Origin of the sequence: Frigoribacterium sp. PhB118, assembly GCF_003751725.1 — a bacterium.
Lineage (GTDB): Bacteria > Actinomycetota > Actinomycetes > Actinomycetales > Microbacteriaceae > Frigoribacterium.
Window position 1 is genome coordinate 633,685 of record NZ_RKID01000001.1, and the last position, 24,787, is coordinate 658,471.

Consider the following 24,787-nt stretch of genomic DNA (forward strand, 5'->3'; position numbering starts at 1 on the left):
CAAGCCGGGGACGCGCTCAGCACGCGTCGTCGAAACGTCGACGGGGGTGCTCGCGGTCGGAGTTGTCGACGACGGCCGAGGCCCTGGCCCGGGCGTCGAGTCGCGAGTCGTCGGCCGTGACCCACACCCGGTAGTGCCACAGCCCCGCGAGGCCGGGGCGGGCGAGGTCGGTGCCGTCGACGAGCAGCACCGCGTCGGCGGGGCCCGTGACCCAGGCGGACTCGACCGCACGGTCGGCGTCGGCGTCCCAGGCCCGGTCGACCCAGCCCGTGCTGCCGCCCATCCGGAACGGCTCGACGAGCACCCGTCGGAAGAGGCTCTCGTCGAGGACCGGAGCGGAGTCACGAGATGCCCCTGCGGGCCGTTTCTCGAAGCCGGCGAGCGAGGCACGGAACGCCGCGTGGCTCTGCTCGCGGAAGGCCTCGAGGAGGTCGTCGGCGAGACCGGCCGCACCCGCGCCTCCATCGCTGTCGATCGCGACGAGCACGCGTCCGCGCCCGTAGTTGTGCACGATCTCGGTGGCGAGTTCGCGCAGCGTGTCCTTCTTGGCAGGGGCCCATCGGGTGGTCATGAGGCCACCGTACGCCCGACGGCCGGGACCTCGCCGGGCACGCCCTCGACGAGCCGTAGGCTCGTACGGTGAGCATCTCCCCCGCCGTGGCCGCCTGGTTCCGCGAGAACGGTCGCGACCTCCCGTGGCGGCGTCCCGGCTTCACGGCCTGGGGCACGCTGGTCAGCGAGATCATGCTCCAGCAGACCCCCGTGGCCCGCGTCGTGCCACGACTCGAGCAGTGGCTCGACCGCTGGCCCACACCACGCGACCTGGCGGCGTCACCGGCCTCCGAGGCCGTGCGCGCCTGGGAACGCCTCGGCTACCCGCGTCGGGCCCTGGCCCTCCACGCCGCCGCCGTCGCCATCACCGAGCGACACCACGGGGTCGTGCCGGAGGACGTCCCCTCGCTCCTGGCCCTGCCCGGGATCGGCGACTACACCGCACGGGCCGTCGCGGTCTTCGCCTACGGCCACCGGCACCCCGTCGTCGACACGAACGTCCGCCGGGTCCTGGCCCGTGCGGTCGAGGGACTCGCCGAACCGTGGGCGCCGAAGGCCTCGCGGGACCTCCCCCTGATGGAGTCGCAGCTGCCCGACGACCTCGAGGAGGCGCGGGTCACGAACGCGGGCGTCATGGAGTTGGGTGCCCTGGTCTGCACGGCGCGGTCACCGAAGTGCGACGTCTGCCCGCTGGTCGACCGATGCGCGTGGGTGCTGGCGGGTCGTCCTGCGCACACCGGGCCGCGCCTCCGGACCCAGGCCCGCTTCGAGCGATCGGACCGCCAGGTGCGCGGATTGATCCTGGCCGAGCTGCGGGCCAGCGACGTCCCCGTCACGGCGGCCGAGATCGCGACCGTCTGGCCGGACGACGTGCAACGCGCGAGAGCCCTCGCCGGGCTGCTCCGTGACGGTCTGGCCACGGGGTCGCCCGACGAGGGCTATCGCCTGCCCGACTGAGGCGGGGGCGTCCTGACGGGTGCTCTGGCTAGCGGGTCGAGCCGTCGGGCTCGGTCGATTCGCCTGCGGCGGGTGCCTCGAGCTCGTCGTCCATCGCCAGGTCGTCGTCGAGATCGTCGTCCGCGTCGAGGTCGTCGTCCGCGTCCAGGTCGCGGGGCTTGACGTACGGGTCGGCGTCGCCGGCGTACTCGGCCGACGAGGCCATGGTCTGGCTCTCGTGGTCGCGCTGGCGAGCTTCTTGCAGCAGACGATCGATCGAGGCCGCGTTCTCGGGGAGTGCGTCGAGGATGAACTCGAGGCTCGGGGTGAGCCGCGCGGTGATGTTCTTGCCCACCTCGCTGCGCAACATGCCGGTCGCCGACTTGAGGGCGGCACCCGTGTCGCGCCGTTCGTCGTCGGTGCCGTAGACCGTGTAGAAGACCGAGGCGTGCTGCAGGTCTCCCGTCACCTTGACGTCGGTGATCGTCACGAACCCGAGTCGAGGGTCCTTGATGCCGCGTTCGAGACGCCGCGCGATGATCTCGTGGATGCGGTCGGCCATCTTGCGGGCGCGTTGCGCGTCAACCATTGTTCACTCCTGTTCGTGCTGCTCGCCGCCGTGGCGAGAGGGGTGAGGCCCCGCCCCGACCGTAGTCGGAGCGGGGCCTCGTGTACTGCGACGACGCCGGGTCAGCCCCGGGGCTTCTCGACCATCTCGATGGTCTCGATCTCGTCGCCGATCTGGATGTCGTTGAACTTGCCGAGACCGATGCCGGCCTCGAAGTCCGTCCGCACCTCGGTGACGTCGTCCTTGAAGCGACGCAGCGAGTCGATCGCCAGGTTGTCGCCGACGACGACGCCCTCGCGGATCACGCGGGCACGAGCGTTGCGGGTGATCGTTCCCGAGCGCACGATGACACCGGCGATGTTGCCGACCTTCGACGAGCGGAAGATCTCGCGGATCTCGGCGACACCGGACTGCTTCTCCTCGAACTCGGGCTTGAGCATGCCCTTGAGCGAGTTCTCGATGTCCTCGAGGGCCGCGTAGATGACCGAGTAGAACCGGACGTCGACACCCTCGCGAGCAGCACGCTCACGAGCCTTCGTGTCGGGACGGACGTTGAACCCGATGATGACCGCGTTGTCGACCGTGGCGAGGTTGACGTCACTCTCGGTGACGGCACCCACACCGCGGTGGATGATGCGCAGCTGCACGCTGTCGTCCACCTCGATCTTGAGCAACGATTCTTCCAGCGCCTCGACGGCACCGGACACGTCACCCTTGATGATGATGTTGAGGGCTTCGACCTTGCCCTCTTCGAGAGCACGGGTGAAGTCCTCGAGCGAGATGCGCTTGCGGGCCTTGGCCAGCGAGGCGTTGCGTTCGACGGCTTCGCGCTTCTCGGCGATCTGACGGGCGGTGCGGTCCTCCTCGGTGACGAGGAAGGTGTCACCGGCCCGGGGAACGCTCGACAGACCCTGGACCAGCACGGGCCGGCTCGGGTAGGCCTCGTCGACCGAGTCGCCGTTCTCGTCGACCATGGCGCGGACGCGGCCGTAGGCCGTACCGGCGACGATGGCGTCACCGACGCGCAGCGTGCCCGACTGGATCAGGACCGTCGCGACGGCACCGCGACCCTTGTCGAGACGGGCCTCGATGGCGACACCACGGGCGTCCTTGTCGGGGTTGGCGCGCAGGTCGAGACCGGCGTCGGCCGTGAGCAGGACGGCCTCGAGGAGGGCGTCGATGTTCTTGTTGTCACGGGCCGACACGTCGACGAACATGACGTCTCCGCCGTACTCCTCGGCGACGAGGCCGTATTCGGTGAGCTGCTGACGCACCTTCGCCGGGTTCGCGCCCTCTTTGTCGATCTTGTTGACCGCGACGACGATCGGCACGCCGGCCGCCTGGGCGTGGTTCAACGCCTCGACGGTCTGCGGCATGATGCCGTCGTCCGCCGCGACCACGAGGATCGCGATGTCGGTCACCTGGGCACCACGGGCACGCATGGCGGTGAACGCCTCGTGACCGGGGGTGTCGATGAAGGTGATGGCGCGCTCGACGCCCTCGTGCGGAGCCCACACCTGGTAGGCGCCGATGTGCTGCGTGATGCCACCGGCCTCGCCGGCGACCACGTTGGCGTTGCGGATCGCGTCGAGCAGACGCGTCTTTCCGTGGTCGACGTGGCCCATGACCGTGACGACCGGGGGGCGGATCTGCAGGACGGACTCGTCCTCGTCCTCGAGCTCTTGCTCGAGGTCGATGTCGAAGCCCTCGAGCAGCTCTTTGTCTTCGTCCTCGGGCGAGACGACCTGGATGTTGTAGCCCAGCTCTTCGCCGAGCACCTGGAAGGTGGCCTCGTCGAGCGACTCGGTCGCCGTCGCCATCTCACCGAGGTGGAACAGGACGGTCACCAGGTTGCCGGGGCTCGCGTCGATCTTGTCGGCGAAGTCGCTGATGGACGCACCACGACGCAGACGGACGATCGTGTTGCCGTCGCCGCGGGGGACGCTGACGCCACCCAGCGACGGGGCCGACCGCATCTCGAACTCGGCCCTCTTCGTCCGCTTCGACTTGCGTGCCTTGCTCTTGCCGCCACCACGACCGAACGCACCGGCGGTTCCGCCACCGGGGCCGCGGCCTCGACCGCCACCACCGGAGGGACGGGGTCCGCTGAAGCCGGGACGGAAGCCGCCGGCCGCGCCGGGGGCACCGGCGCCGGGACGCTGGAAGCCACCGCCGGCACCGCCGGGACGACCCGCGCCGCCACCGGCGGGACGCTGACCGAAGCCGTTGGGACGGGGGCCGGCACCGACGCCGGGACGCGGAGCGCCCGGACGAGGAGCACCGGGACGGGGTGCCTGCGGGCGCGGGCCCGCGGCGCCGCCGGGACGGGGCATGCTGCTGGCCGCACCGGAGCCGCCGGGACGAGGAGCACTGGGGCGCCCCATGCCCTGGTTGCTGGCGAAGGGGTTGTTGCCGGGACGAGGGGCACCGGGGCGCGGGCCGCCGGGCTTGGGACCCGCGGCGCCGGGCTTGGCGGCGTCGTCGGCCGGAGCTGCCGCGTCGTCCTTGGCTGCGGCGGCTGCTGCGGCACGCTGTGCCTCGGCCTGGGCCTGGCGCTCGGCGACCGTCAGCGGGGCGACGGGTGCGGGTGCCGCGTCGACGTCGGGCTCGGCAGCCGCCACGGGGGCGGGCGTCGGCTCGGCGACGGGAGGCTTGGGGGCTGCCGGACGGGGACCGCCGGGCTTGGGGGCCGAGCTCGCGGGCTGCGCGGCGGCACCGGCCGAGGGGGCCTTGGCGGCGGGGGTCGCGGGCTTCGCAGCACCGGCGAAGGCCTGGCGCAGCTTGCGGGCGACGGGAGGCTCGACGCTGGAGGACGGTCCCTTGACGAACTCGCCCATCTCTTTGAGCTTCTCTAGTGCGGTCTTGCTGTCGATCCCCAGCTCGCTGGCGATCTCGTGTACGCGTGGTTTAGCCACAGTTCTCCTGTCTCGGGCCCTTCCCGAGACGGGAAGAGCCTTAGTTCTGGACGGGTCTCATTTCGAGCCGCTCATTAGTGGTTGCTCATTAGTTGTCCATGTGCCGTTCAGCCTGTTCTGTCGTGGCGATGGGTCGTGAAGTGGTGATCCGCGTGAGGTGGGCGCGGAGCTCGTCGACGTCGGGTTCGGAGTCGAGGCGGAGTGCACGGCGGAAGGCCTTGCGCTTCACTGCCGACTCGAACGCGTCGATCGACGGCGTCAACCACGCACCCCGCCCGGGAAGGGTCGCGGTCGGATCGACCACGAGACGTCCGTTTCGGGCGACGACCCGCACGAGTGCGGATCGTGGAGCGCGCGCTCGAGTACCGATGCACGTTCTGACGGGTTCCACCTTACCCCCTCGGGTCGTCGGACGGGAGACGCCGAGGGCGAACGGCGTGGTGCGCCGGTCGCCCTCGACCACCCGGGTTCTCGTCGGGGCGATCAGTCGTCTTCGAGGATGCTGTCGGGCTGGATGGGTCATTCCCGTGACCGGGCCGCCGACGCTGGCGCGTCGTCGACCCGGCGCGCGGATCGACATCCACTCAGTCGTCTTCGAGGATGCTGTCGGGCTGGATGTCGATCCGCGCGCCCGTGAGCTTCGCGGCGAGGCGGGCGTTCTGGCCCTCCTTGCCGATGGCGAGCGACAGCTGGTAGTCGGGGACGAGGGCCCGGACGGCCTTGGTGGAGGCGTCGATCACGAAGGCCGACGACACCTTGGCCGGCGACAGGGCGCTGGCGACGAAGGTGGGGAGGTCGCTCGAGTAGTCGACGATGTCGATCTTCTCGTCGTTGAGCTCGGTGGTGACGGCGCGGACGCGCTGCCCCATCTCGCCGATGCAGGCACCCTTGGCGTTGACGCCGGGCTCGGTCGCACGAACGGCCATCTTGGTGCGGTGGCCGGCCTCGCGGGCCAGGGAGACGATCTCGACGACGCCGCTGGCGATCTCGGGCACCTCGAGGGCGAAGAGCTTGCGCACGAGCGACGGGTGGGTGCGCGAGACCGTGATCTGCGGCCCCTTGGTGCCCTTGCTGACGCCCGTGACGTACACGCGGATGCGCGAGCCGTGCGCGTACTTCTCACCCGGCACCTGCTCCTCGGGCGGGAGGATCGCCTCGACGGTGCCGAGGTCGACGTGGATCATGCGGGGGTTGGGCCCCTGCTGGATCACGCCCGCGACGATGTCGCCCTCACGGCCCTTGAACTGGCCGAGCACCTTGTCGTCGCCGATGTCGCGCAGGCGCTGGTTGATGACCTGCTTGGCCGCGAAGGCCGCGATGCGGCCGAAGTCGCTGGGGCTGTCGACGGACTCGCCCACGACCTCGCCCTCGTCGTCGCGTTCGATGGCGAAGACCGAGACGTGCCCGGTCTTGCGGTCGAGTTCGACGCGAGCGACCGGGATGCGGCTCTCGGGCTGGTTCGTGTGCTTGAGGTAGGCCGTGAGGATGGCCTGCTCGATGATGCGCACGAGTTCGTCGAAGGGGATTTCACGCTCGCGCTCCATGAGACGCAGCACGCTCAGGTCGATGTCCACTGAGGGCCTCCACTATTCAGATCTGCAGGCTGCACGCACGATGGCGCGCGCAGCATCCCCCTACGGTACCCGAGAGCGGGGTGGACGGCGGACCGTCCGCGAGCCCGGCACCGCGCCTCCTCGGGGTCGTCACGACCGGGACGAGGAGGCGCGGTGCCGACGCTCAGGACGCTCGCGGGGCCGTCAGGGTCGCGACGGCCTCGGCCACGGGGACCGGCGTGCGCTCGCCCGTGCGGCGGTCCCAGAGCTCGACGACGCCCTCGCCGGCCGAACGGCCGACGACGACGATCTGCGGCACGCCGAGGAGTTCGGCGTCGCCGAACTTGACGCCGGGCGAGACCTTGGGTCGGTCGTCGTAGAGGACGTCGAGACGGTGGGCCTCGAGGTCGGCGGTGAGTTTCTCGGCGACCTCGTAGACCACGGGGTCCTTGCCCGTGGCCACGACGTGGATGTCGAAGGGGGCGACGTTGGCCGGCCAGATCAGACCCTTGGCGTCGTTGTTCGCCTCGGCGATCACCGCGAGGATGCGCGTGACGCCGATGCCGTACGAGCCCATCGTGACCGTGACCTGCTTGCCGTTCTCGTCGAGCACCTTGAGGCCGAGCGCCTCGGCGTACTTGCGGCCGAGCTGGAAGACGTGACCGATCTCCATGCCGCGGGCGGTCTCGATGGGGCCGGAACCGTCGGGCGCGGGGTCGCCCTCGCGGACCTGCGCGGCCTCGATGGTGCCGTCCGCGGTGAAGTCGCGGCCCATGACGAGGTCGGCGACGTGCACGCCCTTCTCGTTCGCCCCGGTGACCCAGGCCGAGCCCTCGACCACGCGCGGGTCGACGAAGTAGCGGATGCCCGAGTCGGACTCGCCGCCGAGCACCTGGGGGCCGAGGTAGCCGCGGACCAGCACGGGGTTCTTCGCGAAGTCGGCGTCGCCGGCGGCCTCGACCTCGGCCGGGGCGAAGGCGACCTCGAGCCGCTTCATGTCGACCTCACGGTCACCCGGCAGGCCGACCACGACGAGCTCACGGCGTCCGTCGAGGTGGCTGAGTGCGACGACGACGTTCTTGAGCGTGTCGGCGGCCGTCCAGGGCCCGGAGTCGCGGGACTCGTCGGCGTTGAGCTGGGCGACCAGCGAGTCGATGGTCGGCGTGTCGGCCGGGGCCAGGCGTCGGGAGGGGGCCAGGCCCTCGAGCGGGACCGTGTCGGGGACGATCGTCGTGAAGGCCTCGACGTTGGCGGTGTAGCCGCCCGCCGAGCGGACGAAGGTGTCCTCGCCGATGGTGGTGGGGTGCAGGAACTCCTCGCTGCGCGAACCACCCATGGCCCCGGCATCCGCCTTGACGATGACGTACTCGAGGCCGAGCCGCGTGAAGATGCGCTCGTAGGCGTCGCGCTGCTTCTGGTAGCTGTCGTCCAGGCCGGCGTCGGACGCGTCGAACGAGTAGGCGTCCTTCATGGTGAACTCGCGGCCGCGCAGCAGGCCGGCCCGGGGTCGAGCCTCGTCGCGGTACTTGTCCTGGATCTGGAACAGGGTCAGCGGGAGGTCCTTGTAGGACGAGTAGAGGTCCTTCACCAAGAGGGTGAAAGCTTCCTCGTGCGTGGGGGCCAGGAGGTAGTCGGCGTCCTTCCTGTCCTTGAGGCGGAACATGCCGTCGCCGTACTCGGTCCACCGCCCGGTGGCCTCGTAGGGCTCGCGAGGCAGCAAGGCGGGGAAGTGCACCTCTTGGGCGCCGGCGGCCTGCATCTCGTCACGGATGACCGCCTCGATCTTCGCCTTGACGCGCAGGCCGAGCGGCAGCCAGGCGAAGACCCCCGGTGCCTGACGGCGGATGTACCCGGCACGGACGAGCAGCCGGTGGCTGGTCACCTCGGCGTCGGAGGGGTCTTCTCGGAGGGTGCGGACGAAGAGCTGGGAGAGACGTGTGGACACCCGTCCAGCTTAGGGGCGTGCCCGGGTCACCACGGCTTGCCGTCGTAGTCACCCGGGTTCTGCTCGTAGTAGCGGTCGCGGTCGGTGTCCTGCTGTTGCTGCTGCTGGCTCTGTTCGCCCTGCTGCTGCAGCTGGTCGAGCGGGTCGTCGGACTCGGCCTGCCCCTCGCCCTCGCCGGGCTCGTCTCCCCCGGCGCCGGGATCGCTGCCGTCGTCCCCTCCGGGCTGCTGCTCGTCGCCCTCGCCCCCCTGGGCCTGCTGCCCCTTCTCGTCGAGGCGCTGCTGGGCGTCGTCGAGCGGCTGGGAGGTGTCGGGCTGCCGGGGGTCCTCCGGCGGCTGGAAGCACCCCTCGGGAGCCTCGTCGACGGTCTTCGCCCCGAGTTCGTACAGCGCCTCGGCGTCGGCGTAGCGCAGTTCGAGCAGGGCGGCATCGCCCTGGGCCTCGATCGTGAGCACCAGGTTGACCCGGATGACGCACGAGATCGTGGCGTCGTCGGGGGCGAGGTCGAGTGCCGTGACGAACTCCTGACGCGCGACGTCGAGCACGCCGATCTGGGCGTAGGCGGTCCCCCGGTCGAAGTGGTGCACCCAGGGCTCGACCACGTTGGCGACGCCGAGGGGTTCGGACCAGGAGGCGCTGCGCTCGAACTCCCTGTCGCCGTACGACCACTGCGTCAGGGCGGCGAAGGCGGGCAGGCTGAGCAGCTTCAGGGCCACGAGCAGCACCACGAGCACGACCGGGGCCGACCAGAGCAGCAGCCGACGCCGGAGGCGTCTCCGGTACTGCTCGACGTCGGGCCCGGCCTCGGCCTCGTGGGCGCGGCGGATCTCGTCGACGGGCGGGGGGACGAGGGTGTCGGTCACGGGCGGACTCGCCTCTCGGGTCGTGAGGCGTCGGGTCCCGACGGCGCACCGCGCCCTCGACCGCGTCCGGCGCGGACGGGCCGTGGTGGACGGACCTCGCCCAGTGCCCTCGCCACGAGTGCGACGTCGAGGAGCAGCAGGACGAACAGAGGGATCGCGGCGATCCAGTAGAGGTCGATCAGGCTGTCGGCCCGTCCCTCGTCGGAGGCGACGGCACCGTCGCGAGCGTCCGCGACCGCAGCGTCGACGGATGTGTCGGCCGTGCGGTGCACGTACGGCACGCCGAGCTGATCGGCGATGCGCCGCAGGGCGTCCTCGTCGATCGTCGAGACGGCATCGGGATCGCCGGGCTGTGTGCGGTCCTGGATGTACTCCTTCGTCGAGTACTCGTCGCCGTAGCCGTCGAAGATGCGCATCTTGCCTCCCCGCTCGGTGCCGTAGCCGAAGACGGCACCGCCGTCGACGTCGCCGGCGGATGCCGCGAAGCTCTCGGGCTCGGTGCCGCTGGTCTGCTCGCCGTCGCCGAGGTAGTAGACGACGTTGGCCCGTTCGGGCGCACTCTGCCGGGCCTCGGACAGCCGCTCGGCCAGCAGGTCGTTCGCCTCGCTGACGGAACTGCCGCTCGAGTAGTAGGTGACCTCTTGGTTCATGGCGTCGGCGGCGGCGACCACGGCGGAGGCGTCGTCGGTCAGCGGCGTCCGCAGGACGGCGGTGCTGTCGAAGGACAGCAGCGAGAACCGGGCTCCCGCCAGCTGCGAGGTGACCTCGGCGATGTCGGCCCGCACCCCGTCGAGTCGACGCCGACCGTCGCCCCAGTCCTCCGCCGCGATGCTCGACGTCGTGTCGACCACGAAGAAGACGTTGAGCTGGGCGACCGACGCCTGCGCCGACCCGCCCGGGAGGCTCGGCCGCACGGCGACGACGAGCAGCAACGCGACGATCACCAGCCGCCGCCCCCAGGTGAGCAGGGCCCGCCGACGACGCCGCTCGGCCACCACGCGCCAGCCCGTGAAGCCGAGCAGGGCGACGGCGGATACGGCGAGGAGCGACCAGGGCAGGACGGGCTGGAAGACCAGCGCCCGGGCGATCACAGGCGCACCCGCCAGAGCATCACGAGCCCGCCCATCGCGACGAGCAGGGCCGCGATCGCGAGGGCCTGCGGGTGGTCGGTCACCACGAGCCGTCGGGCACCGGTGAACAGCCCCGCCTCGCGGGCGTCGATCTCGTCGACGATCTGCGGCACCGTCGTCGAGTCGTCGAGGGCGTAGTAGCCACCGTCGGTCGACTCGGCCGCGGTGCGCAGTTCGGCGGCGACCTGGTCGGCCACGGCGTCCGTGGCGTGGTCGGCGGGGTTCACCGCGTACACGCGGACGTCGCGCTCGGTCGCCAGGTCGGCAGCCTCGGTGAGCGTGAGCAGGGCCTTGCCGTTGACGTAGTTGTCGGTGGCGAGCACGACCGACTTGGGCCGCGTGCTGTCGTCGTCGCCGAACCCGAGGACGCACGACGCCAGACCGTCGCCGATCAGCGACGCACCGTCACCGAGGTCGGTGCCCGTCCAGTAGCGGGTCCCGTTCTCGCCCATGGTGTCGAACGAGTCGCGGTACTGCTCGAGTTGCGTGCGCACGAAGTCGTAGTCGTCGGTGAGCGGGAACGCCTGCACGGCCGAGCTGTCGAAGAGGTACAGCCCGACGCGTTCGCCGTCGAGCCCCTGCGAGAGGGTCGAGAAGGTGTCGACGATCTGCGAGTCGACCTCGGTCATCGAACCCGACACGTCGAGGCAGAGCATGATGTCGCGCTTGTACGACTGGGGCTCGACGACGTCGGTGCTCGAGACGCGGGCCGCGAGCAGGACGCTGATGCCGGTCAGCGCCACCATGGCGACGAGGACGACCGCGAGCGCGGCACGGTAGCGCCGGACGACGCGCTGGTACGCGGGCAGCGCGGTCAGCCGCTCGCCGTGCGCGACCGGGACGCCGAGGCGACGGAGGCGCGCTCTGTCGCGGCGCCTCCACCGCACGTAGAGCCATGCCGCGACCGCCACGACCGCCAGTGCGACCAACGGGACCCACCAGAAGATCAGCCCCATGACGACACCAGGTCCCTCGCGGTGGCGACGGCACGGGCCGGGTCGCCGGGCGCTTCGAGCCGGAAGGCCGGCGGGTAGTACTGCTCGACCGCACCGACGAGCCGGGGCAGGTTCGACTCGCGGAGGTCGGCGAGGGTCATCACGTGGGTGTCGACCCCGTTCGTCTCGTGCGCGAAGAACCGCAGGAGCAGGCTGAGCCGGGAGTGCACGCCACGGTCGTTCAGCCGCCCCGAGGAGGCGGCCGTCTCGACCTCGTCGATCAGGGCGAGGTACTTCGCCTTGGTGTCGGCGAGGGCGACCGGTCGGGAGGCCGCGCGGGCCGCCCGCTGGGCCGGAGGGAGGCGGCGGGCCGAGAAACGGATCACGAAGACGTACCAGGCGGCCACGAGTGCCAGCCCGACCAGGCCGAGCACCAGCCAGAGCACCCAGAGCGGGTACTGGTAGGGCCCGAAGAAGTCGTCAGCGCCCGACACGACGGTGCTTCTCGATCAGGGTGAACAGCCCGGGAACGACCTCGGCCTGGCTGCCGAGCCGTTGGCTGCTGATGCCGAGGGCCAGGAGCTCGCGCTCGGTGTCGCCGACGCGCCGCAGGGAGGAGTCGTCGAACTCTCGACGGAGCTGCGCGTTCTCGCGCAGGTACGCCGGCAGTCCGGCCATCTCGCGGACGTCGAAGACCTCGCCCGCCCGACCCGCGCGCGTCATCAGGTCGGCGTCGCCGATCGTCAGCCAGACGACCTCGTGCTGCGCGCGCAGACGCCGGAGCAACCGGGTGATGCGATCGTCGATCGCGACGTCGTCGGTGATCACGAGCAGCATGGAGCGCCGCCGGATGCCCCGCGCGACCCACTCGAGCACGGCCGCGAGGTCGCTCGTCGGGGCGTCGAGGTCGACGCGTCGGTCGACCTGCCGCAGGAGGGTCTCGAGGTGGGCTTCGGTCGCGCCCGCCGGGTGCGCGCGGGTACCCGACGAATCGCCCGCCACCAGTGACACGACGTCACCGTGCTTGGCGGCGATGTAGGCGAGGGCGCCGGCCGCCATCAGGGCGATGTCTTTCTTCGATTCGCCGCTCGTGGCCGTCGCGGCCATGTTGCGACCGGTGTCCATCACGAGGACGAGGTTCTGCCGGCGGCTCGCGATGTACCGCTTGACCAGGGGCTCGCCGTGACGGGCCGTGGCCTTCCAGTCGATGTCTTTCACCTCGTCGCCCGGGACGTAGGCCCGGAGGTCGTCGAAGTCGTGGCTGCGCCCGTGGTGCACCGAGGCGTAGCCGCCCTCGAGCAGGTCGATCGTGCGTCGGTGGGCGAACAGCCCCATCTTCGTCCTGACGCGCAGCAACAGGCTGGCCACCGGCGTCAGGGGGTCTGGACGGCGCCGAACACGGCGTCGATGATCGTCTCGGGCGCGACCTCGTCGGCCGTGGCCTCGTAGTTGAGGATCATGCGGTGTCGCAGCACGGAGTGGCGCAGGTGCTTGACGTCTTCGGGGATGACGTAGTCGCGCCCGTGCAGCAGGGCGAGGGCACGGGCCGCCTGCATGAAGGCGATGCTGGCCCGGGGGCTGGCCCCGAACTCGACGTAGTCGGCAAGGGTCGCCGGGATGTACTGCTGCGGGTGCCGCGTGACGTAGATGAGCTGCACGATGTAGTTGACGATCGACGCGTCGACGTAGACGCGCTTGGCCAGGTCTTGCAGGTAGACGACGTCGGCCAGGCCGACGCCCGTGGACGGTGCGGCGGCCTCGTCGTAGACGCCGCTCTCGATGCGCCGGATGATCTCGGCCTCCTCGGCGGGGGTCGGGTAGTCGAGGATCTCTTTCAACAGGAAGCGGTCGAGCTGCGCCTCGGGCAGTTGGTAGGTGCCCTCTTGCTCGATCGGGTTCTGGGTGGCCAGGACGAGGAAGGGCGACGGCAGTCGGTAGACCGTGCCCCCGATGGTCGTCTGTCGCTCTTGCATCGCCTCGAGCATGGCGCTCTGGGTCTTGGCGCTCGACCGGTTGATCTCGTCGAGCAGGACGAAGTTCGAGTGGACCGGCCCGAGCTGGGTGACGAAGGTCGATTTCTGGGCGTCGTAGATCTGGGTGCCCGTGATGTCGCTCGGCAGGAGGTCGGGCGTGCACTGGATGCGCCGGAAGCTCGCGTCGATCGACTGAGCGATGGTCTGTGCCGCGGTCGTCTTGGCCAACCCCGGGACGCTCTCGAGCAGGACGTGCCCGCCGGTGATCAGGGCGACGAGCAGGGTGTCGCGGAGTGCGGTCTGACCCACGACCTTGCGGCCGAACGCCTGCGACACCGCCCCGACGATCTGCCGAGCCCGCTCGAGCTCGGCGGGCGTCACGGGGGCCGGAGCCGGCGGCGGGGTCGGGCTGGCGGTGGCGGTGTCGGTCACGCGCCCCACTGTAAACCAGTCCCCCGACAGCTCCCGTGCCCCCGGGCACCGCGCCTCATCGCCGGAGCGCGCGCCTCGCCAGCCAGTTGCCCAGGAACTGGACGAGCTGCACCAGCACGATGATCAGCAGCACCGCGGCCCAGGTCACGACCGGGTCGAACTGCCGGTAGCCGTAGAGCAGGGCGAAGTTGCCGAGCCCGCCGCCGCCGATGTAGCCGGCCACCGCCGACATGTCGACCAGCGCGACGAAGATGAACGTGTAGCCGAGGACGAGCGGTCCGAGCGCCTCCGGCAGCAGCACCGTCCCGATGATGCGGGCCGGGCCGGCCCCCGCCGCCCGTGCGGCCTCGATGACGCCCGGCTGCACGGTGAGCAGGTTCTGTTCCACGATGCGCGAGATGGCGAACGACGCGGCGAGCGACAGGGTGAAGATGATGGCCGGGTTGCCGCTGCCCGACCCGATGACGAACCTCGCCAACGGCTGGGCCGCGGCCAGGAAGATGATGAACGGGATCGGTCGGAACACGTTGACGACCACGTTCAGCACGCCGTAGACGACGCGGTTCGCGAAGAGGGCTCCGCCCCGCGTCAGGTAGAGCGCCAAGCCGAGCAGGAGTCCGCCGATGCCGCCGAAGAGGAGGGTCAGGGCGACGATGTAGACGGTCTCGACGGCCGCCTGCCACAGCATCGGCTGCAGTTCGATCAGGGAGTCCATCAGCGTCCTTCCGTGGGTCGGACCGACGTCGTCGGCGAGGTGGGCAGTTCGGTCGCGTCGTCGCCCAGCTCGGCGACGGCCGCTCGGACGGCCGCGTCGTCGCCGGTCACGGCGAGGGTCAGGGTGCCGAACGTGCGTCCCTGGATGTCGTTCACGCCGCCGAAGACGATCTCGAACGACAGGCCGTGACGCGCGAGCAGCGCGAAGACGTCGCGCTGGTCGACGCCACCCTCGGCGATGCGCACCGACACCAGGACGCCGGGGTGGCGGGCCCGCAGCGCATCGAGTTCGTCACCGTGCGGCGTGCCCGCGATGACCGTCGAGACGAACCGTTTGGTCGACGCCTGCTTCGGGTCGGAGAACACCTCGAAGGTGGGGCCTGTCTCGACGACGCGGCCGGAGTCCATCACGGCCACCCGGTCGGCGATCGACTTGATGACGTCCATCTCGTGGGTGATCACGACGATGGTGATGCCGAGCTCGGCGTTGACGCGTTTGAGCAGGGCGAGCACCTCGCTGGTCGTCTCGGGGTCGAGGGCGCTCGTCGCCTCGTCGGCGAGCAGGATGCGGGGATTCGTCGCGAGCGCGCGGGCGATGCCGACGCGCTGCTTCTGACCACCCGAGAGCTGGTCCGGCCGCGCGTGGGCCTTGTCGCCGAGGCCGACGAAGTGCAGCAGGTCGCTGATCCGCCGCTGGTGCTCGTCCCTGGGTACCCCCGCCGCCTTGAGCGGGAACTCGACGTTGCCCCAGACCGTCTTCGACGAGAACAGGTTGAACTGCTGGAAGATCATGCCGATGCCGGCCCGGACCGAGCGCAGTTCGCGCTCACGGAGGCCGGTGATCTCGCGGCCGTCGACGCGGATGCTCCCGCTCGTCGTGGGCTCGAGGGCGTTGACGAGGCGGACGAGGGTGCTCTTCCCCGCGCCCGAGTAGCCGATGATGCCGAAGATCTCGCCCTCGGCGATCTCGAGGCTGACGCCGTCGACCGCGGTCAGCGGTGCGGCGCCCTTCTCACGGGGCGGGTACGTCTTGACGACGTCGGTCAGGGTGATGGCGGGCACGCGTTCTCCTCGGCACGGGCGGAGGCCCGGACCGCGAGCGGATGCTGCGCGCGGTCCGGGCCGGGGTGGCGACCTGGTGGGTCAGCCGTTCTGTTCGACGAGCTTCTCGGTCTCGGTCAGCGACTTCTCGAGGTCGCTCGCGGGGATCTTCGTGATGATCGCCGTGCCACCCGAGTTGTCGACGACGCCGTCGGTGACGGCCTTGGTGTCCTGGTAGATCTGGACGAGCTTCTGGTAGGTGGCGTCGTCCTTGTCTTCCGCCCGGGCGGCGAAGACGTTGGCGTAGGGCACCGACGAGGGGTCGTTGGGGTCGTCCTGGGCGATGACGTCGTCGGTCGACAGACCGGCCTTCGTCGCGAAGTCGTTGTTGATGATCGCACCGGCGTAGTCGGGCAGTGACGTGGCGGCGAGGTCGGCGCTCACCGTCGCGACCTTCACCTTCGACTTCGACTCGTCGACGTCGTTGACGCCCGAGAAGATCGTCCCGCCGTCCTTCAGCGAGACCAGCCCGTTCGACTGCAGGACGAGCAGGGCGCGGGCCAGGTTGCTCGAGTCGTCGGGGATCGCGATGGTGTCACCCTCCTGGAAGTCGCTCAGCTCGGTGTACTTCGACGAGTACAGGGGCAGGGGGTAGATCGCCGTCGAACCGATCGGCACGATGTCGTTGCCGGATGCCACGTCGTACTGCGCGAGGTAGACGATGTGCTGGAACTGGTTCAGGTCGATCTCGCCGTCGGCGAGGGCGGGGTTGGGCTGCTCGTAGTCCGAGTAGTCCACGAGGTCGACCGTGATGCCCTCGTCGGCCGCGGCCTGCACGAAGTCGGCCCAGTACGGGTCGCTCGCGCCCACGACGCCGATGCGGACGGTCTCGTCGTCGCCACCGCCACGGGTGACTCCGATCGCGATGCCGACGGCGGCGAGCACGACGACGACCGCGACGATGACGGCGATCAGACGACCGGGGCCCTTCTTGGGGGCGTCGATCAGGGGGGCGCTGCTGGTCATGGGTTCCTCTCGGGGCGCTGCGGGAGCACCGCTCGGGGGTGGGCCGGGGCCGTCACGGTGCGTCGTCCATGCTGGCGGACGCCCCGGGGCGCGTCACATCGGGGCGTCACACGACGACACACGGCCCCGTCGGCCCGGCCGCGGACGCGACCACACGAAGGAGGCGCGGTGCGAGAGATCTCGCACCGCGCCTCCTGACGGGGGTCGCGTCGCCCCCGGGGTGGACCCGATCAGACGGTGACGACCTCGGGCGAGCCCAGCTCGCCGGGGGGCATCTCGGCGGCGAGACGGTTCGCCTCGTCGATGAGGGTCTGGACGATCTCGGACTCGGGAACGGTCTTGATGACCTCGCCCTTGACGAAGATCTGACCCTTGCCGTTGCCCGAGGCGACGCCGAGGTCGGCCTCTCGGGCCTCGCCAGGACCGTTGACGACACAACCCATGACGGCGACGCGCAGCGGGACGGTCATGCCCTCGAGCCCGTCGGTGACGTCGTTGGCCAGCTTGTAGACGTCGACCTGGGCGCGACCGCAGCTCGGGCAGCTGACGATCTCGAGCTTGCGCTCGCGCAGGTTGAGCGACTGCAGGATCTGCAGGCCGACCTTAACCTCTTGGGCGGGCGGGGCACTGAGGCTGACGCGGATGGTGTCGCCGATGCCCTCGCTCAGCAGGATGCCGAAGGCCGTGGCCGACTTGATCGTGCCCTGGAACTCGGGCCCGGCCTCGGTCACGCCGAGGTGCAGGGGCCAGTCGCCGCGTTCGGCGAGCTGGCGGTACGCCTTGACCATGACGATCGGGTCGTTGTGCTTGACCGAGATCTTGAAGTCGTGGAAGTCGTGCTCCTCGAAGAGCGAGGCCTCCCACACGGCGGACTCGACGAGCGCCTCGGGGGTGGCCTTGCCGTACTTCTGCAGGATGCTGGGCTCGAGCGAGCCGGCGTTGACGCCGATGCGGATCGAGACGCCGGCGGCCTTCGCCGCGGCGGCGATCTTGCCGACCTGGTCGTCGAACTTGCGGATGTTGCCGGGGTTGACCCGGACCGCCGCGCACCCGGCGTCGATCGCCTGGTAGACGTAGTTGGGCTGGAAGTGGATGTCGGCGATGACCGGGATCTGGCTCTTCTTCGCGATGATCGGAAGGGCCTCGGCGTCGTCACGGCTCGGCACGGCGACGCGCACGATGTCGCAGCCGCTGGCCGTGAGCTCGGCGATCTGCTGCAGGGTGGCGTTGATGTTGGGGGTCGGAGTCGTGGTCATCGACTGCACGCTGACGGGGGCGTCGCCACCCACGAGCACCTTGCCGACCTTGATCTGCCGCGTCTTGCGGCGCGGGGCGAGGACTTCGGGGACCTTCGGCATTCCGAGATTGACTGCTGGCACGGAGTCATCGTAAACCTCGGCGCTGGACGCCGAGTGACGGACGCGTGACCGGTGCGTCACGGGTCGCTCGCGACCGGACGTCAGCCGAAGATGTCGATCGGGTTCACGATGTCGGCGTAGGTGAGCAGGACGGTCATGCCGCCGAGCAGGATCACGATGGCGAAGGTCACGGGGATGGCCTTGGCCGTGTCGACCGGGCCCGGGTCGGGCCGGCGGAGGAGCTTGGCGAAGCCGCGGCGGATCGCCTCGATCAGGGCCCCGGCCACGTGACCGCCGTCGAGCGGCATCAGCGGCACCAGGTTGAACACGAAGAGGGCGACGTTGAGGCTCGCGAGCAGCCCGACGAGGGTGCTGATTCGGTCGACCACCGGGATCGTGTCGAGGCTGGCGATCTCGCCCGCCATGCGACCGACGCCGACGACGCTGACCGGTCCGTTCGGGTCGCGCTCGGCCCCGCCGAAGGCGGCCTGGGCCACCCCGACCAGTCGCTGCGGCAGGGTGACGATGACACCGACGACGTGCGAGATGTTGTCGCCGACCGCCGGCAGCACGGCCGTCACGGGCTCGCGCACCTTCTCGTAGGCGAACCCGATGCCGACGAAACCGACCTCCTGCGTCTGGGAGCTGCCGTCGGGGTTCGTCGCCACGGCCCCGCTCGACGTCGTCACGTAGCGCTCGGACAGGGCCGGAGTCACCTGGAGCGTGCGCTCCGTGCCGTCGCGGTCGACCACGACGTCGAGGGTGTCGCCGGGAGAACGCTGCAGGATGCCCGTGATCTGGTCGCCGTCGGTCACGGTCGTCCCGTCGATCGACACGATGCGGTCGCCGTTCAGCATGCCCGCGGCGTAGGCCGGGGCCTCGGGCGCGTCCGAGGGGCAGCTCGTCTCGGTGGAGCCGGCGGGCAGGACGCAGGTGCTGACGCTGCCGACCGTCGTGCTCGCCTGCTGGACGCCGAAGCCGCAGAGCAGCACCGCGAACAGGGCGATCGCGATGAGCAGGTTCATGAACGGGCCGCCGAGCATGATGATGACGCGCTTGTACACGGGCAGACGGTAGAAGGTGCGCGACTCGTCGCCCTCGTCGACGGTCTCGGCGCTGGCCGTACGGGCGTCCTGCACGAGGGTGTTGAAGAAGCCGGTGCTCGACTGGCGCGCGCCTCCCCCGGTCCTTCCCGGGGGGAACATGCCCGACATCGAGATGTAGCCGCCGAGCGGCAGGGCCTTGACGCCGTACTCGGTCTCGCCCTTCTTGCGCGAGAAGACGGTCGGCCCGAAGCCGATCATGTACTGGCCGACCTTCACGCCGAACTTCTTCGCCGGCACGAGGTGGCCCACCTCGTGCAGGGCGATCGACACGGCCAGCCCGACGACCATGACCAGGACGCCGAGCACGAAGAGGAGGATCGTCTGCACCGGGCAAGGGTAGCCGCCCGTGCCCGGACGTCCACCGCGCCGGGGCCATGACGACGCTGGGAGCCCCGAACTGGGGCGGCGGGCTCAGCGGGCCAGCAGCGCGTCCGCCTCGGCACGGGCCCAGCGTTCGGCCTCGAGCACGCCCTCGAGGCTGCTCTCGCCCGCGGTGTGCCGGTCGACGACGGCCTCGACCACGTCGAGGATGTCGAGGTACCCGACGCGTCCCGCGTGGAACGCCAGGACGGCCTGCTCGTTGGCCGCGTTGAAGACGGCCGGGTACGTCCCCCCCGCGCGCCCGACCTGCTTGGCGAGTCGCACGGCCGGGAAGGCCTGTTCGTCGAGGGGCTCGAACGTCCAGGTGGAGGCGCGGGTCCAGTCGAGCGGGACCCCCACGCCCGCGACGCGGTCCGGCCAGGCGAGCCCGAGCGAGATCGGGAGGCGCATGTCGGGAGGCGAGGCCTGGGCGATGGTCGAGCCGTCGACGAACTCGACCATCGAGTGGACGATCGACTGCGGGTGCACCGTGACGTCGATGTGGTCGTAGTCGACGTCGAAGAGCAGGTGCGCCTCGATCACCTCGAGCCCCTTGTTGACGAGGGTCGACGAGTTCGTCGTCACCACCAGGCCCATGTCCCAGGTGGGGTGCGCGAGCGCCTCGCGCGGGGTGACGTCGGCCAGCGATTCCCGTGTGCGACCGCGGAACGGCCCACCCGACGCCGTCAGGACGAGCCGACGCACCTCGCGGTCGGAGCCCGACCGCAGCGCCTGCGCGATCGCCGAGTGCTCGGAGTCGACCGGCACGATCTGGCCGGGGGCGGCGCGCTTCGTCACGAGGTCGCCTCCGACGATCAGGCTCTCCTTGTTGGCCAGGGCGAGCGACGCCCCCGAGTCGAGGGCGGCGAGGGTCGGCGCGAGGCCGACCGAGCCCGTGATGCCGTTCAGGACGACGTCGGCCCGGACGTCGCGGACGAGTTGCACCGACTCGTCGGTGCCGAGCGCCGTGTGCTCGACCCCGAACTCGGCGGCCTGCGCGGCCACGCCCTCACGGTCGGAACCGGCGGAGAGGCCGACGACCTCGAAGAGGTCGGGATGGGCCCGGACGACGTCGAGGGCCTGGACCCCGATCGAACCGGTGGAGCCGAGGATCGTGATGCGACGCATGGGATCAGCCTAGGGCGAGCGTCGTCGGGGCCGCCCACCGCCGCGAGGCGAGCCGTGGTCGGGCGGACCGGGGGCTAGGCGACGGAGAGGATGTCGATGACGAAGACGAGCGTGTCGGTGCCCCCGATGCCGGCCGACGGTTGACCGGCCTCGCCGTAGCCCTCGGCGGGCGGGATGATCACCACGACCTGCGAGCCGACCGTCTGACCGATCATGGCCTTGGCGAACCCGGGCACGACCTGGTCGGTCGAGAACGGTGTCGGCGTGCCCTTGCCCCAACTCTGGTCGAAGACCTCGCCGGTGGTCCAGTTCACGCCCTGGTACTGGACGGTGACGTTCGCGGGGTCGGGGACGACGGGGCCGTCGCCCTTCTTCAGGACCTCGATCTGCAGGTCGGACGGCGGTTCGGTGCCGGGCGGGATCGTCACGGTGGGCCGACCGTCGTCGGCGAGCTCGACCGTCGGGAAACCGTCCTTCGGGGGCTGGGCCTCACCCGTCGCCTTGGTCGGCACGATCGAGACGACGTCCGCGACGATGACCACGGGCGTGGGTGCGGCCGCCTGCTCCCCCGCGGTCGCGGTCGTCATGTCGGCCGCCGAGGCGACGGTCACCGTGCGACTGCCCGAGGGCACGCAGGCGATGGCGTCGACGATGCCCGGCACGTAGTAGTCGGTGCTCACCGTGAGCTGCGTGGGCTGCTGACCCTCGTCGAAACCGGCCGAGGTGACCTCGGCCCCGGTGGTCGCGTCGTAGACCGCGATGCGGACGTTGGCCACCGCGCCCTGCCCGGCGACCTCGCCGCTGCCCTCGACCAGGGTGGTGCGCTGGGTCGACGAGACCTCGAGCGGGGTGTCGAAGACGACCTCGGGCTTGCTCTCGACCTCGCCCGTGACGTCGACGCCGTCGGACAGCGCCCCCGACGTCGGCGCCTTGCAGTCGCCCGCCGCGCCGCTCGCCGTCGTCGACGGTGAGGTGGAACCCCCCGTGCATCCGCTCAGCACGAGGACGACGAGCGGAACGGCCGCCACGGCGGCGAACCGTCCTCGGCGGACACGGGCGGACGGACGAGGAGGCGCGGTGCGGATCATCGGGGAATCGTGTCGGGGGTCGGCGGCGACGGTCGACTAGGAGACGGCGAGGATGTCGATGACGAAGACGAGCGTGTCGGTGCCCGAGATGCCGGCCTGCGGGGCGCCGGCCTCGCCGTAACCGTCGGCCGGCGGGATGACGACGACGGTCTGCGATCCGACGGTCTGCCCGACCATGCCGTCCGCGAAGCCGGTGATGACCTGGTCGGTCGAGAAGGTGGCCGGTGCACCGCGCGACCAGCTCTCGTCGAAGATCTCGCCCGTGTTCCAGATGACGCCCTGGTACTGGACGGTGACGGTGTCACCGGCCTGGACCGTGGCTCCGTCGCCCTTGATCAGGGTCTCGACACCGAGTTCGGTCGGAGCGTCCGCGTCGGGGACGGTCACCGTCGGGCGGCCGTCGGCGTCGAGCTCGACCGTCGGGAACCCGTCCTGCGGGGCCTGGGGCTCGCCGGAGGCGCGCAGCGGGACGTCGGAGGTCGCCTGCGACGAACTGCTCGGCGTCGCCGCATCGGAGGACCCGCCGGCGTCACCGGCACAGGCCGCGAGCGACAGGAGGAGGGCGGGGACGGCCAGGAGGGCGAGGGAACGGCGCATGGGGATCTCTCGGTCGGGGTGACGGGGGTCGTGCCGTGGGACTCGGCGCGGCGGAGGTGCCGTGCCATTCTGCCTCACGCCGGGTCGGCTTCTCTGGACACCGCCACGACGGTGGGCTCGTGACCGACCGGGAAGGCGACCGACGCGGCGATGAAGCACTTGCGGCTCGCCTCGGCGTGCAGCTCGAGGGCGCGCTCGACCATGTCGTCGTCGGCGACGGTCACCCGGGGCCGCAGGGTCACCGAGGTGAAGCGACCACCCCCGTCGTGCGTCTGGGTCATCCGTCCCACGGCGGCGTCCTCGTACGCGACCACGACCACCCCGGCGGCCGCGGCGACGTGCAGGTAGCTGAGCAGGTGGCACTGCGCCAGTGCGGCGAGCAGCAGCTCCTCGGGGTTCCAGCGGTCCGCGTCACCGTGGAAGGTGCGGTCGGCCGACGCCAGGACGTCGTGCTGCTTGCCGGTGGCGACGATCGTGGCGTCGCGGCCGTACGAACGGTACGAGGTCGTGCCCTCGCCCCGGTCGCCCGTCCAACGGACGTCGACGGCGTAGTCGTGGTCGAGCATGCTGCCTCCCTCTCGGGCCCCTCGTCCGTGCGACGTGGTCGCGTGGCGGGCCTCGGTACACTCCCCATCATGACCGACCCCCGCCCCGCCGCGCCCTCCCGTCACCCCCTGACCGCCTCGGCCAGCGTCGAGCTGGCCGTGCTCGAGCGCTCGGGTTGGGACGAGAGCCGTCACCTTGGAGCCGGTGTCGTCGTGGACGCCGACGGACGCGAACTGCGTCGGATCGGGGACGCCGACGCGACCATCTACCCGCGCTCGTGCCTCAAGCCGTTGCAAGCGCTCACGGTGCTGCGGTCGGGGGTCTCCCTCGACGGTTCCCAGGCCGTGCTGGCCACGGCGAGCCACGCGGGCACGCCGGCCCACCTCGAGGTGGTCGAGGCGTTGCTCGGCCGGTCGGGCAGCACCGAGGACGACCTCCTCTGCCCGCCGGACTGGCCCGGTGACCGGGCCAGCGCCCGCGAGGCCACCGCGCCGCGCCGGCTCGCGATGAACTGCTCGGGCAAGCACGCCGCGTTCCTCCTTGCCTGTGCCGAGAACGACTGGGACCCGTCCCGCTACGTCGCCACCGACCACCCCCTGCAGGCCGCGGTGCGCGAGACGGTCGCCGAGTTCACCGGCGAGGCCGCTGACCACTCCGGCGTCGACGGCTGCGGTGCCCCGGTGATCGCGACCACCGTGGTCGGCCTGGCCCGGGCGATCGCGCGCATCACCGGGTCGGTCGGCGCGACCGGGTCGGGACGCGACGGCCACGCCGCGCATCTCGTCGAGGCCGTCCTGGGCGACGCCTGGGCGATCGACGGTCCCGGTCGAGCCAACACGGTGACGATCGACGAGCTGGGCGTGCTGGCCAAGCTCGGCGCCGAGGGCGTCATGGTGATGGGCACGACCGACGGCGTCGCGGTGGCCGTGAAGGTGCTCGACGGGAACGTGAGGGCCGGCACCCTGGTCGCGCTGCGCCTCCTGGTCGACGAGGGGGCCGTCGACGCCGCCGCCGCCGCTCGCGTCGTCGAGCGCACGCTCGAGAAGGTCACCGGCGGTGACGGCCTGGTGGGCCGCATCCGCCTGGGCAGCGGGGTCGACCGCTAGGCGCACCGCGCGACGTCGTCGAGCACCGACACGAAGGCGACCCGCAGGCTCTGTCGGCACGGCCGGCCGTCCTTGAGGGTGACCGTGGCCCCTCCGTCCTGACCGATCACGACGACGGTGTCGACCGGGGGTGGCTCGGCCTCGGGCCGGGCCCCGCCCGAGGTCGGCGCCCGGACCACCACGCAGTCGATCGCCGCGGCCGCGTCGACCGACGATGCCCCTGCGGCCCGGAGCTGACGGCGGAGGCCCGACGCCACGGCCTCGGCCACCACGGGTGGACCGACGACCCTGACGACCGACGAGAGGGGCACGCACAGCGGAGCCTCGTCGAGGGTGGCCGCCTCGGCCCGGAGGCGTGCCAGACGTTCGGCGACCGGGTCGCCCGGCTCGAGGTCGTCCTCGGGACGCCCCTCGAGGAGGAGCCCGCTGGAGGCGCGACCCACCCCGAGCACCAGCACCCGGGTCGGACGACGTGCGACGTCGCACTCGTCGAGCCGATCGGCCGTCGGGTACCAGTCGGCCAGCTCACGCGACCGCACCGCCCGGAGGCGCGCGACGACCTCGTCGACGTCGTCGAGGGCGGCCAGGAACCTCGACCGTTCGCGCCGTGCCGTGAGCGTCGCCCCGACGACACGGTCGACGGCCCAGCCGACGAGGACCGCGAGAGCCGTCGCGAGCGAGAGCCCGAGGACGGCAGGCGGCGCGGTCCACGGGACGAGAGCACCGCACGCGGACACGACGGCACCCGTCGACATCGCCGCCACGGGCGTCGCCGTCGGGCGGGGTCTGGCCGGCCCGGACGGCAGCCGGACGCGGGACGGCAGGACCGGTGACGCCGCGGTGGTCGAGGAGTTCATGACTCCAGTGGAGCGGAGCACCTGCCGCGGCGGGTACCGGGTGGTCGGGTCGGGGGAA

At 71.1% G+C, this 24,787-nt stretch carries 24 protein-coding genes; 2 read left to right on the forward strand and 22 right to left on the reverse strand.

What is annotated here, in order from left to right:
- Window positions 1-16: 16 nt before the first annotated feature.
- A complete protein-coding gene (locus EDF21_RS02870) occupies window positions 17-571 on the reverse strand; it encodes a hypothetical protein (protein WP_123570218.1) in 555 nt (184 codons plus the stop codon).
- 68 nt (window positions 572-639) lie between these two features.
- Here EDF21_RS02870 and EDF21_RS02875 point away from each other — a divergent pair, with 68 nt between their 5' ends.
- Window positions 640-1,509, forward strand: a complete 870-nt coding sequence (locus EDF21_RS02875) for an A/G-specific adenine glycosylase (RefSeq protein ID WP_233568336.1) — start codon at window positions 640-642, stop codon at window positions 1,507-1,509.
- A 28-nt stretch (window positions 1,510-1,537) separates the two neighbouring features.
- Here the strand turns inward: EDF21_RS02875 and rbfA are convergent, their stop codons facing one another.
- The 20 genes from rbfA to EDF21_RS02975 all read right to left on the reverse strand — a co-directional run bounded on the left by rbfA (window position 1,538) and on the right by EDF21_RS02975 (window position 22,786).
- Window positions 1,538-2,077 (reverse strand): 30S ribosome-binding factor RbfA, encoded by a 540-nt coding sequence (rbfA, locus tag EDF21_RS02880; RefSeq protein WP_123570219.1) that lies wholly within the window; start codon window positions 2,075-2,077, stop codon window positions 1,538-1,540.
- 101 nt (window positions 2,078-2,178) lie between these two features.
- Window positions 2,179-4,971, reverse strand: coding sequence for a translation initiation factor IF-2 (gene infB / locus EDF21_RS02885; protein ID WP_056045821.1), 2,793 nt, complete (start codon window positions 4,969-4,971; stop codon window positions 2,179-2,181).
- Between the two features lie 88 nt (window positions 4,972-5,059).
- On the reverse strand, window positions 5,060-5,551 hold the full coding sequence (locus tag EDF21_RS02890) for a YlxR family protein (protein WP_369794377.1): 492 nt from the start codon (window positions 5,549-5,551) through the stop codon (window positions 5,060-5,062).
- Between the two features lie 4 nt (window positions 5,552-5,555).
- The gene (nusA, locus tag EDF21_RS02895) at window positions 5,556-6,545 is read right to left on the reverse strand and encodes a transcription termination factor NusA (protein ID WP_056045823.1); all 990 of its coding nucleotides are present in this window, start codon (window positions 6,543-6,545) and stop codon (window positions 5,556-5,558) included.
- 163 nt (window positions 6,546-6,708) lie between these two features.
- Window positions 6,709-8,469, reverse strand: coding sequence for a proline--tRNA ligase (locus EDF21_RS02900; protein WP_123570220.1), 1,761 nt, complete (start codon window positions 8,467-8,469; stop codon window positions 6,709-6,711).
- 26 nt (window positions 8,470-8,495) lie between these two features.
- Window positions 8,496-9,332 carry a hypothetical protein gene (locus EDF21_RS02905; protein ID WP_056045829.1) on the reverse strand — a complete coding sequence of 279 codons (837 nt, stop codon included), beginning with the start codon at window positions 9,330-9,332 and terminating at the stop codon, window positions 8,496-8,498.
- The gene (locus EDF21_RS02910) at window positions 9,329-10,423 is read right to left on the reverse strand and encodes a VWA domain-containing protein (RefSeq protein WP_233568337.1); all 1,095 of its coding nucleotides are present in this window, start codon (window positions 10,421-10,423) and stop codon (window positions 9,329-9,331) included. Before EDF21_RS02910 ends, EDF21_RS02905 begins: the two co-directional genes overlap by 4 nt.
- The gene (locus EDF21_RS02915; RefSeq protein ID WP_123570221.1) at window positions 10,420-11,418 is read right to left on the reverse strand and encodes a VWA domain-containing protein; all 999 of its coding nucleotides are present in this window, start codon (window positions 11,416-11,418) and stop codon (window positions 10,420-10,422) included. The genes EDF21_RS02910 and EDF21_RS02915 overlap by 4 nt, the downstream gene beginning before the upstream one ends.
- Complete coding sequence (locus EDF21_RS02920; RefSeq protein WP_123570222.1) at window positions 11,409-11,891, reverse strand: hypothetical protein; 483 nt, start codon at window positions 11,889-11,891, stop codon at window positions 11,409-11,411. Before EDF21_RS02920 ends, EDF21_RS02915 begins: the two co-directional genes overlap by 10 nt.
- Entirely contained in the window at window positions 11,878-12,765 is an 888-nt protein-coding gene (locus EDF21_RS02925; protein ID WP_056045840.1) for a DUF58 domain-containing protein, read from the reverse strand. The genes EDF21_RS02920 and EDF21_RS02925 overlap by 14 nt, the downstream gene beginning before the upstream one ends.
- 5 nt (window positions 12,766-12,770) lie before the next feature.
- The gene (locus tag EDF21_RS02930) at window positions 12,771-13,802 is read right to left on the reverse strand and encodes a MoxR family ATPase (RefSeq protein ID WP_082460258.1); all 1,032 of its coding nucleotides are present in this window, start codon (window positions 13,800-13,802) and stop codon (window positions 12,771-12,773) included.
- Window positions 13,803-13,857: 55 nt separating this feature from the next.
- A complete protein-coding gene (locus EDF21_RS02935) occupies window positions 13,858-14,517 on the reverse strand; it encodes a methionine ABC transporter permease (RefSeq protein WP_056045843.1) in 660 nt (219 codons plus the stop codon).
- Window positions 14,517-15,578 (reverse strand): methionine ABC transporter ATP-binding protein, encoded by a 1,062-nt coding sequence (locus EDF21_RS02940; RefSeq protein WP_056045846.1) that lies wholly within the window; start codon window positions 15,576-15,578, stop codon window positions 14,517-14,519. The genes EDF21_RS02935 and EDF21_RS02940 overlap by 1 nt, the downstream gene beginning before the upstream one ends.
- Before the next feature lie 81 nt (window positions 15,579-15,659).
- Window positions 15,660-16,583, reverse strand: a complete 924-nt coding sequence (locus tag EDF21_RS02945; protein WP_056045848.1) for a MetQ/NlpA family ABC transporter substrate-binding protein — start codon at window positions 16,581-16,583, stop codon at window positions 15,660-15,662.
- Between the two features lie 230 nt (window positions 16,584-16,813).
- On the reverse strand, window positions 16,814-17,962 hold the full coding sequence (gene ispG, locus EDF21_RS02950) for a flavodoxin-dependent (E)-4-hydroxy-3-methylbut-2-enyl-diphosphate synthase (protein ID WP_171007237.1): 1,149 nt from the start codon (window positions 17,960-17,962) through the stop codon (window positions 16,814-16,816).
- Between the two features lie 80 nt (window positions 17,963-18,042).
- Window positions 18,043-19,374: an RIP metalloprotease gene (locus EDF21_RS02955; RefSeq protein WP_199736192.1), complete on the reverse strand. Its 1,332-nt coding sequence runs from the start codon at window positions 19,372-19,374 to the stop codon at window positions 18,043-18,045.
- 84 nt (window positions 19,375-19,458) lie between these two features.
- The gene (dxr, locus tag EDF21_RS02960; RefSeq protein ID WP_123570223.1) at window positions 19,459-20,535 is read right to left on the reverse strand and encodes a 1-deoxy-D-xylulose-5-phosphate reductoisomerase; all 1,077 of its coding nucleotides are present in this window, start codon (window positions 20,533-20,535) and stop codon (window positions 19,459-19,461) included.
- Window positions 20,536-20,609: 74 nt separating this feature from the next.
- The gene (locus tag EDF21_RS02965) at window positions 20,610-21,623 is read right to left on the reverse strand and encodes an FKBP-type peptidyl-prolyl cis-trans isomerase (RefSeq protein WP_123570224.1); all 1,014 of its coding nucleotides are present in this window, start codon (window positions 21,621-21,623) and stop codon (window positions 20,610-20,612) included.
- A gap of 36 nt (window positions 21,624-21,659) precedes the next feature.
- Window positions 21,660-22,220, reverse strand: a complete 561-nt coding sequence (locus tag EDF21_RS02970; protein ID WP_056045854.1) for an FKBP-type peptidyl-prolyl cis-trans isomerase — start codon at window positions 22,218-22,220, stop codon at window positions 21,660-21,662.
- A gap of 74 nt (window positions 22,221-22,294) precedes the next feature.
- The gene (locus tag EDF21_RS02975; protein WP_056045857.1) at window positions 22,295-22,786 is read right to left on the reverse strand and encodes an OsmC family protein; all 492 of its coding nucleotides are present in this window, start codon (window positions 22,784-22,786) and stop codon (window positions 22,295-22,297) included.
- Between the two features lie 69 nt (window positions 22,787-22,855).
- Here EDF21_RS02975 and EDF21_RS02980 point away from each other — a divergent pair, with 69 nt between their 5' ends.
- A complete protein-coding gene (locus tag EDF21_RS02980; RefSeq protein ID WP_123570799.1) occupies window positions 22,856-23,872 on the forward strand; it encodes an asparaginase in 1,017 nt (338 codons plus the stop codon).
- Here the strand turns inward: EDF21_RS02980 and EDF21_RS02985 are convergent.
- On the reverse strand, window positions 23,869-24,729 hold the full coding sequence (locus EDF21_RS02985) for a hypothetical protein (RefSeq protein WP_123570225.1): 861 nt from the start codon (window positions 24,727-24,729) through the stop codon (window positions 23,869-23,871). The two genes, EDF21_RS02980 and EDF21_RS02985, sit on opposite strands and share 4 nt — an antisense overlap.
- Window positions 24,730-24,787 lie beyond the last annotated feature (58 nt).

Excerpts from the sequence above, each read along its gene's own strand:
- EDF21_RS02870 (WP_123570218.1), bottom strand. The coding sequence starts at position 571 with ATGACCACCCGATGGGCCCCTGCCAAGAAGGACACGCTGCGCGAACTC.
- rbfA (WP_123570219.1), bottom strand. The coding sequence starts at position 2,077 with ATGGTTGACGCGCAACGCGCCCGCAAGATGGCCGACCGCATCCACGAG.
- EDF21_RS02890 (WP_369794377.1), bottom strand. The coding sequence starts at position 5,551 with ATGTCGATCCGCGCGCCGGGTCGACGACGCGCCAGCGTCGGCGGCCCG.
- EDF21_RS02915 (WP_123570221.1), bottom strand. The coding sequence starts at position 11,418 with ATGGGGCTGATCTTCTGGTGGGTCCCGTTGGTCGCACTGGCGGTCGTG.
- EDF21_RS02935 (WP_056045843.1), bottom strand. The coding sequence starts at position 14,517 with ATGGACTCCCTGATCGAACTGCAGCCGATGCTGTGGCAGGCGGCCGTC.
- EDF21_RS02945 (WP_056045848.1), bottom strand. The coding sequence starts at position 16,583 with ATGACCAGCAGCGCCCCCCTGATCGACGCCCCCAAGAAGGGCCCCGGT.
- dxr (WP_123570223.1), bottom strand. The coding sequence starts at position 20,535 with ATGCGTCGCATCACGATCCTCGGCTCCACCGGTTCGATCGGGGTCCAG.
- EDF21_RS02965 (WP_123570224.1), bottom strand. The coding sequence starts at position 21,623 with ATGATCCGCACCGCGCCTCCTCGTCCGTCCGCCCGTGTCCGCCGAGGA.
- EDF21_RS02970 (WP_056045854.1), bottom strand. The coding sequence starts at position 22,220 with ATGCGCCGTTCCCTCGCCCTCCTGGCCGTCCCCGCCCTCCTCCTGTCG.
- EDF21_RS02975 (WP_056045857.1), bottom strand. The coding sequence starts at position 22,786 with ATGCTCGACCACGACTACGCCGTCGACGTCCGTTGGACGGGCGACCGG.
- EDF21_RS02980 (WP_123570799.1), top strand. The coding sequence starts at position 22,856 with ATGACCGACCCCCGCCCCGCCGCGCCCTCCCGTCACCCCCTGACCGCC.
- EDF21_RS02985 (WP_123570225.1), bottom strand. The coding sequence starts at position 24,729 with ATGAACTCCTCGACCACCGCGGCGTCACCGGTCCTGCCGTCCCGCGTC.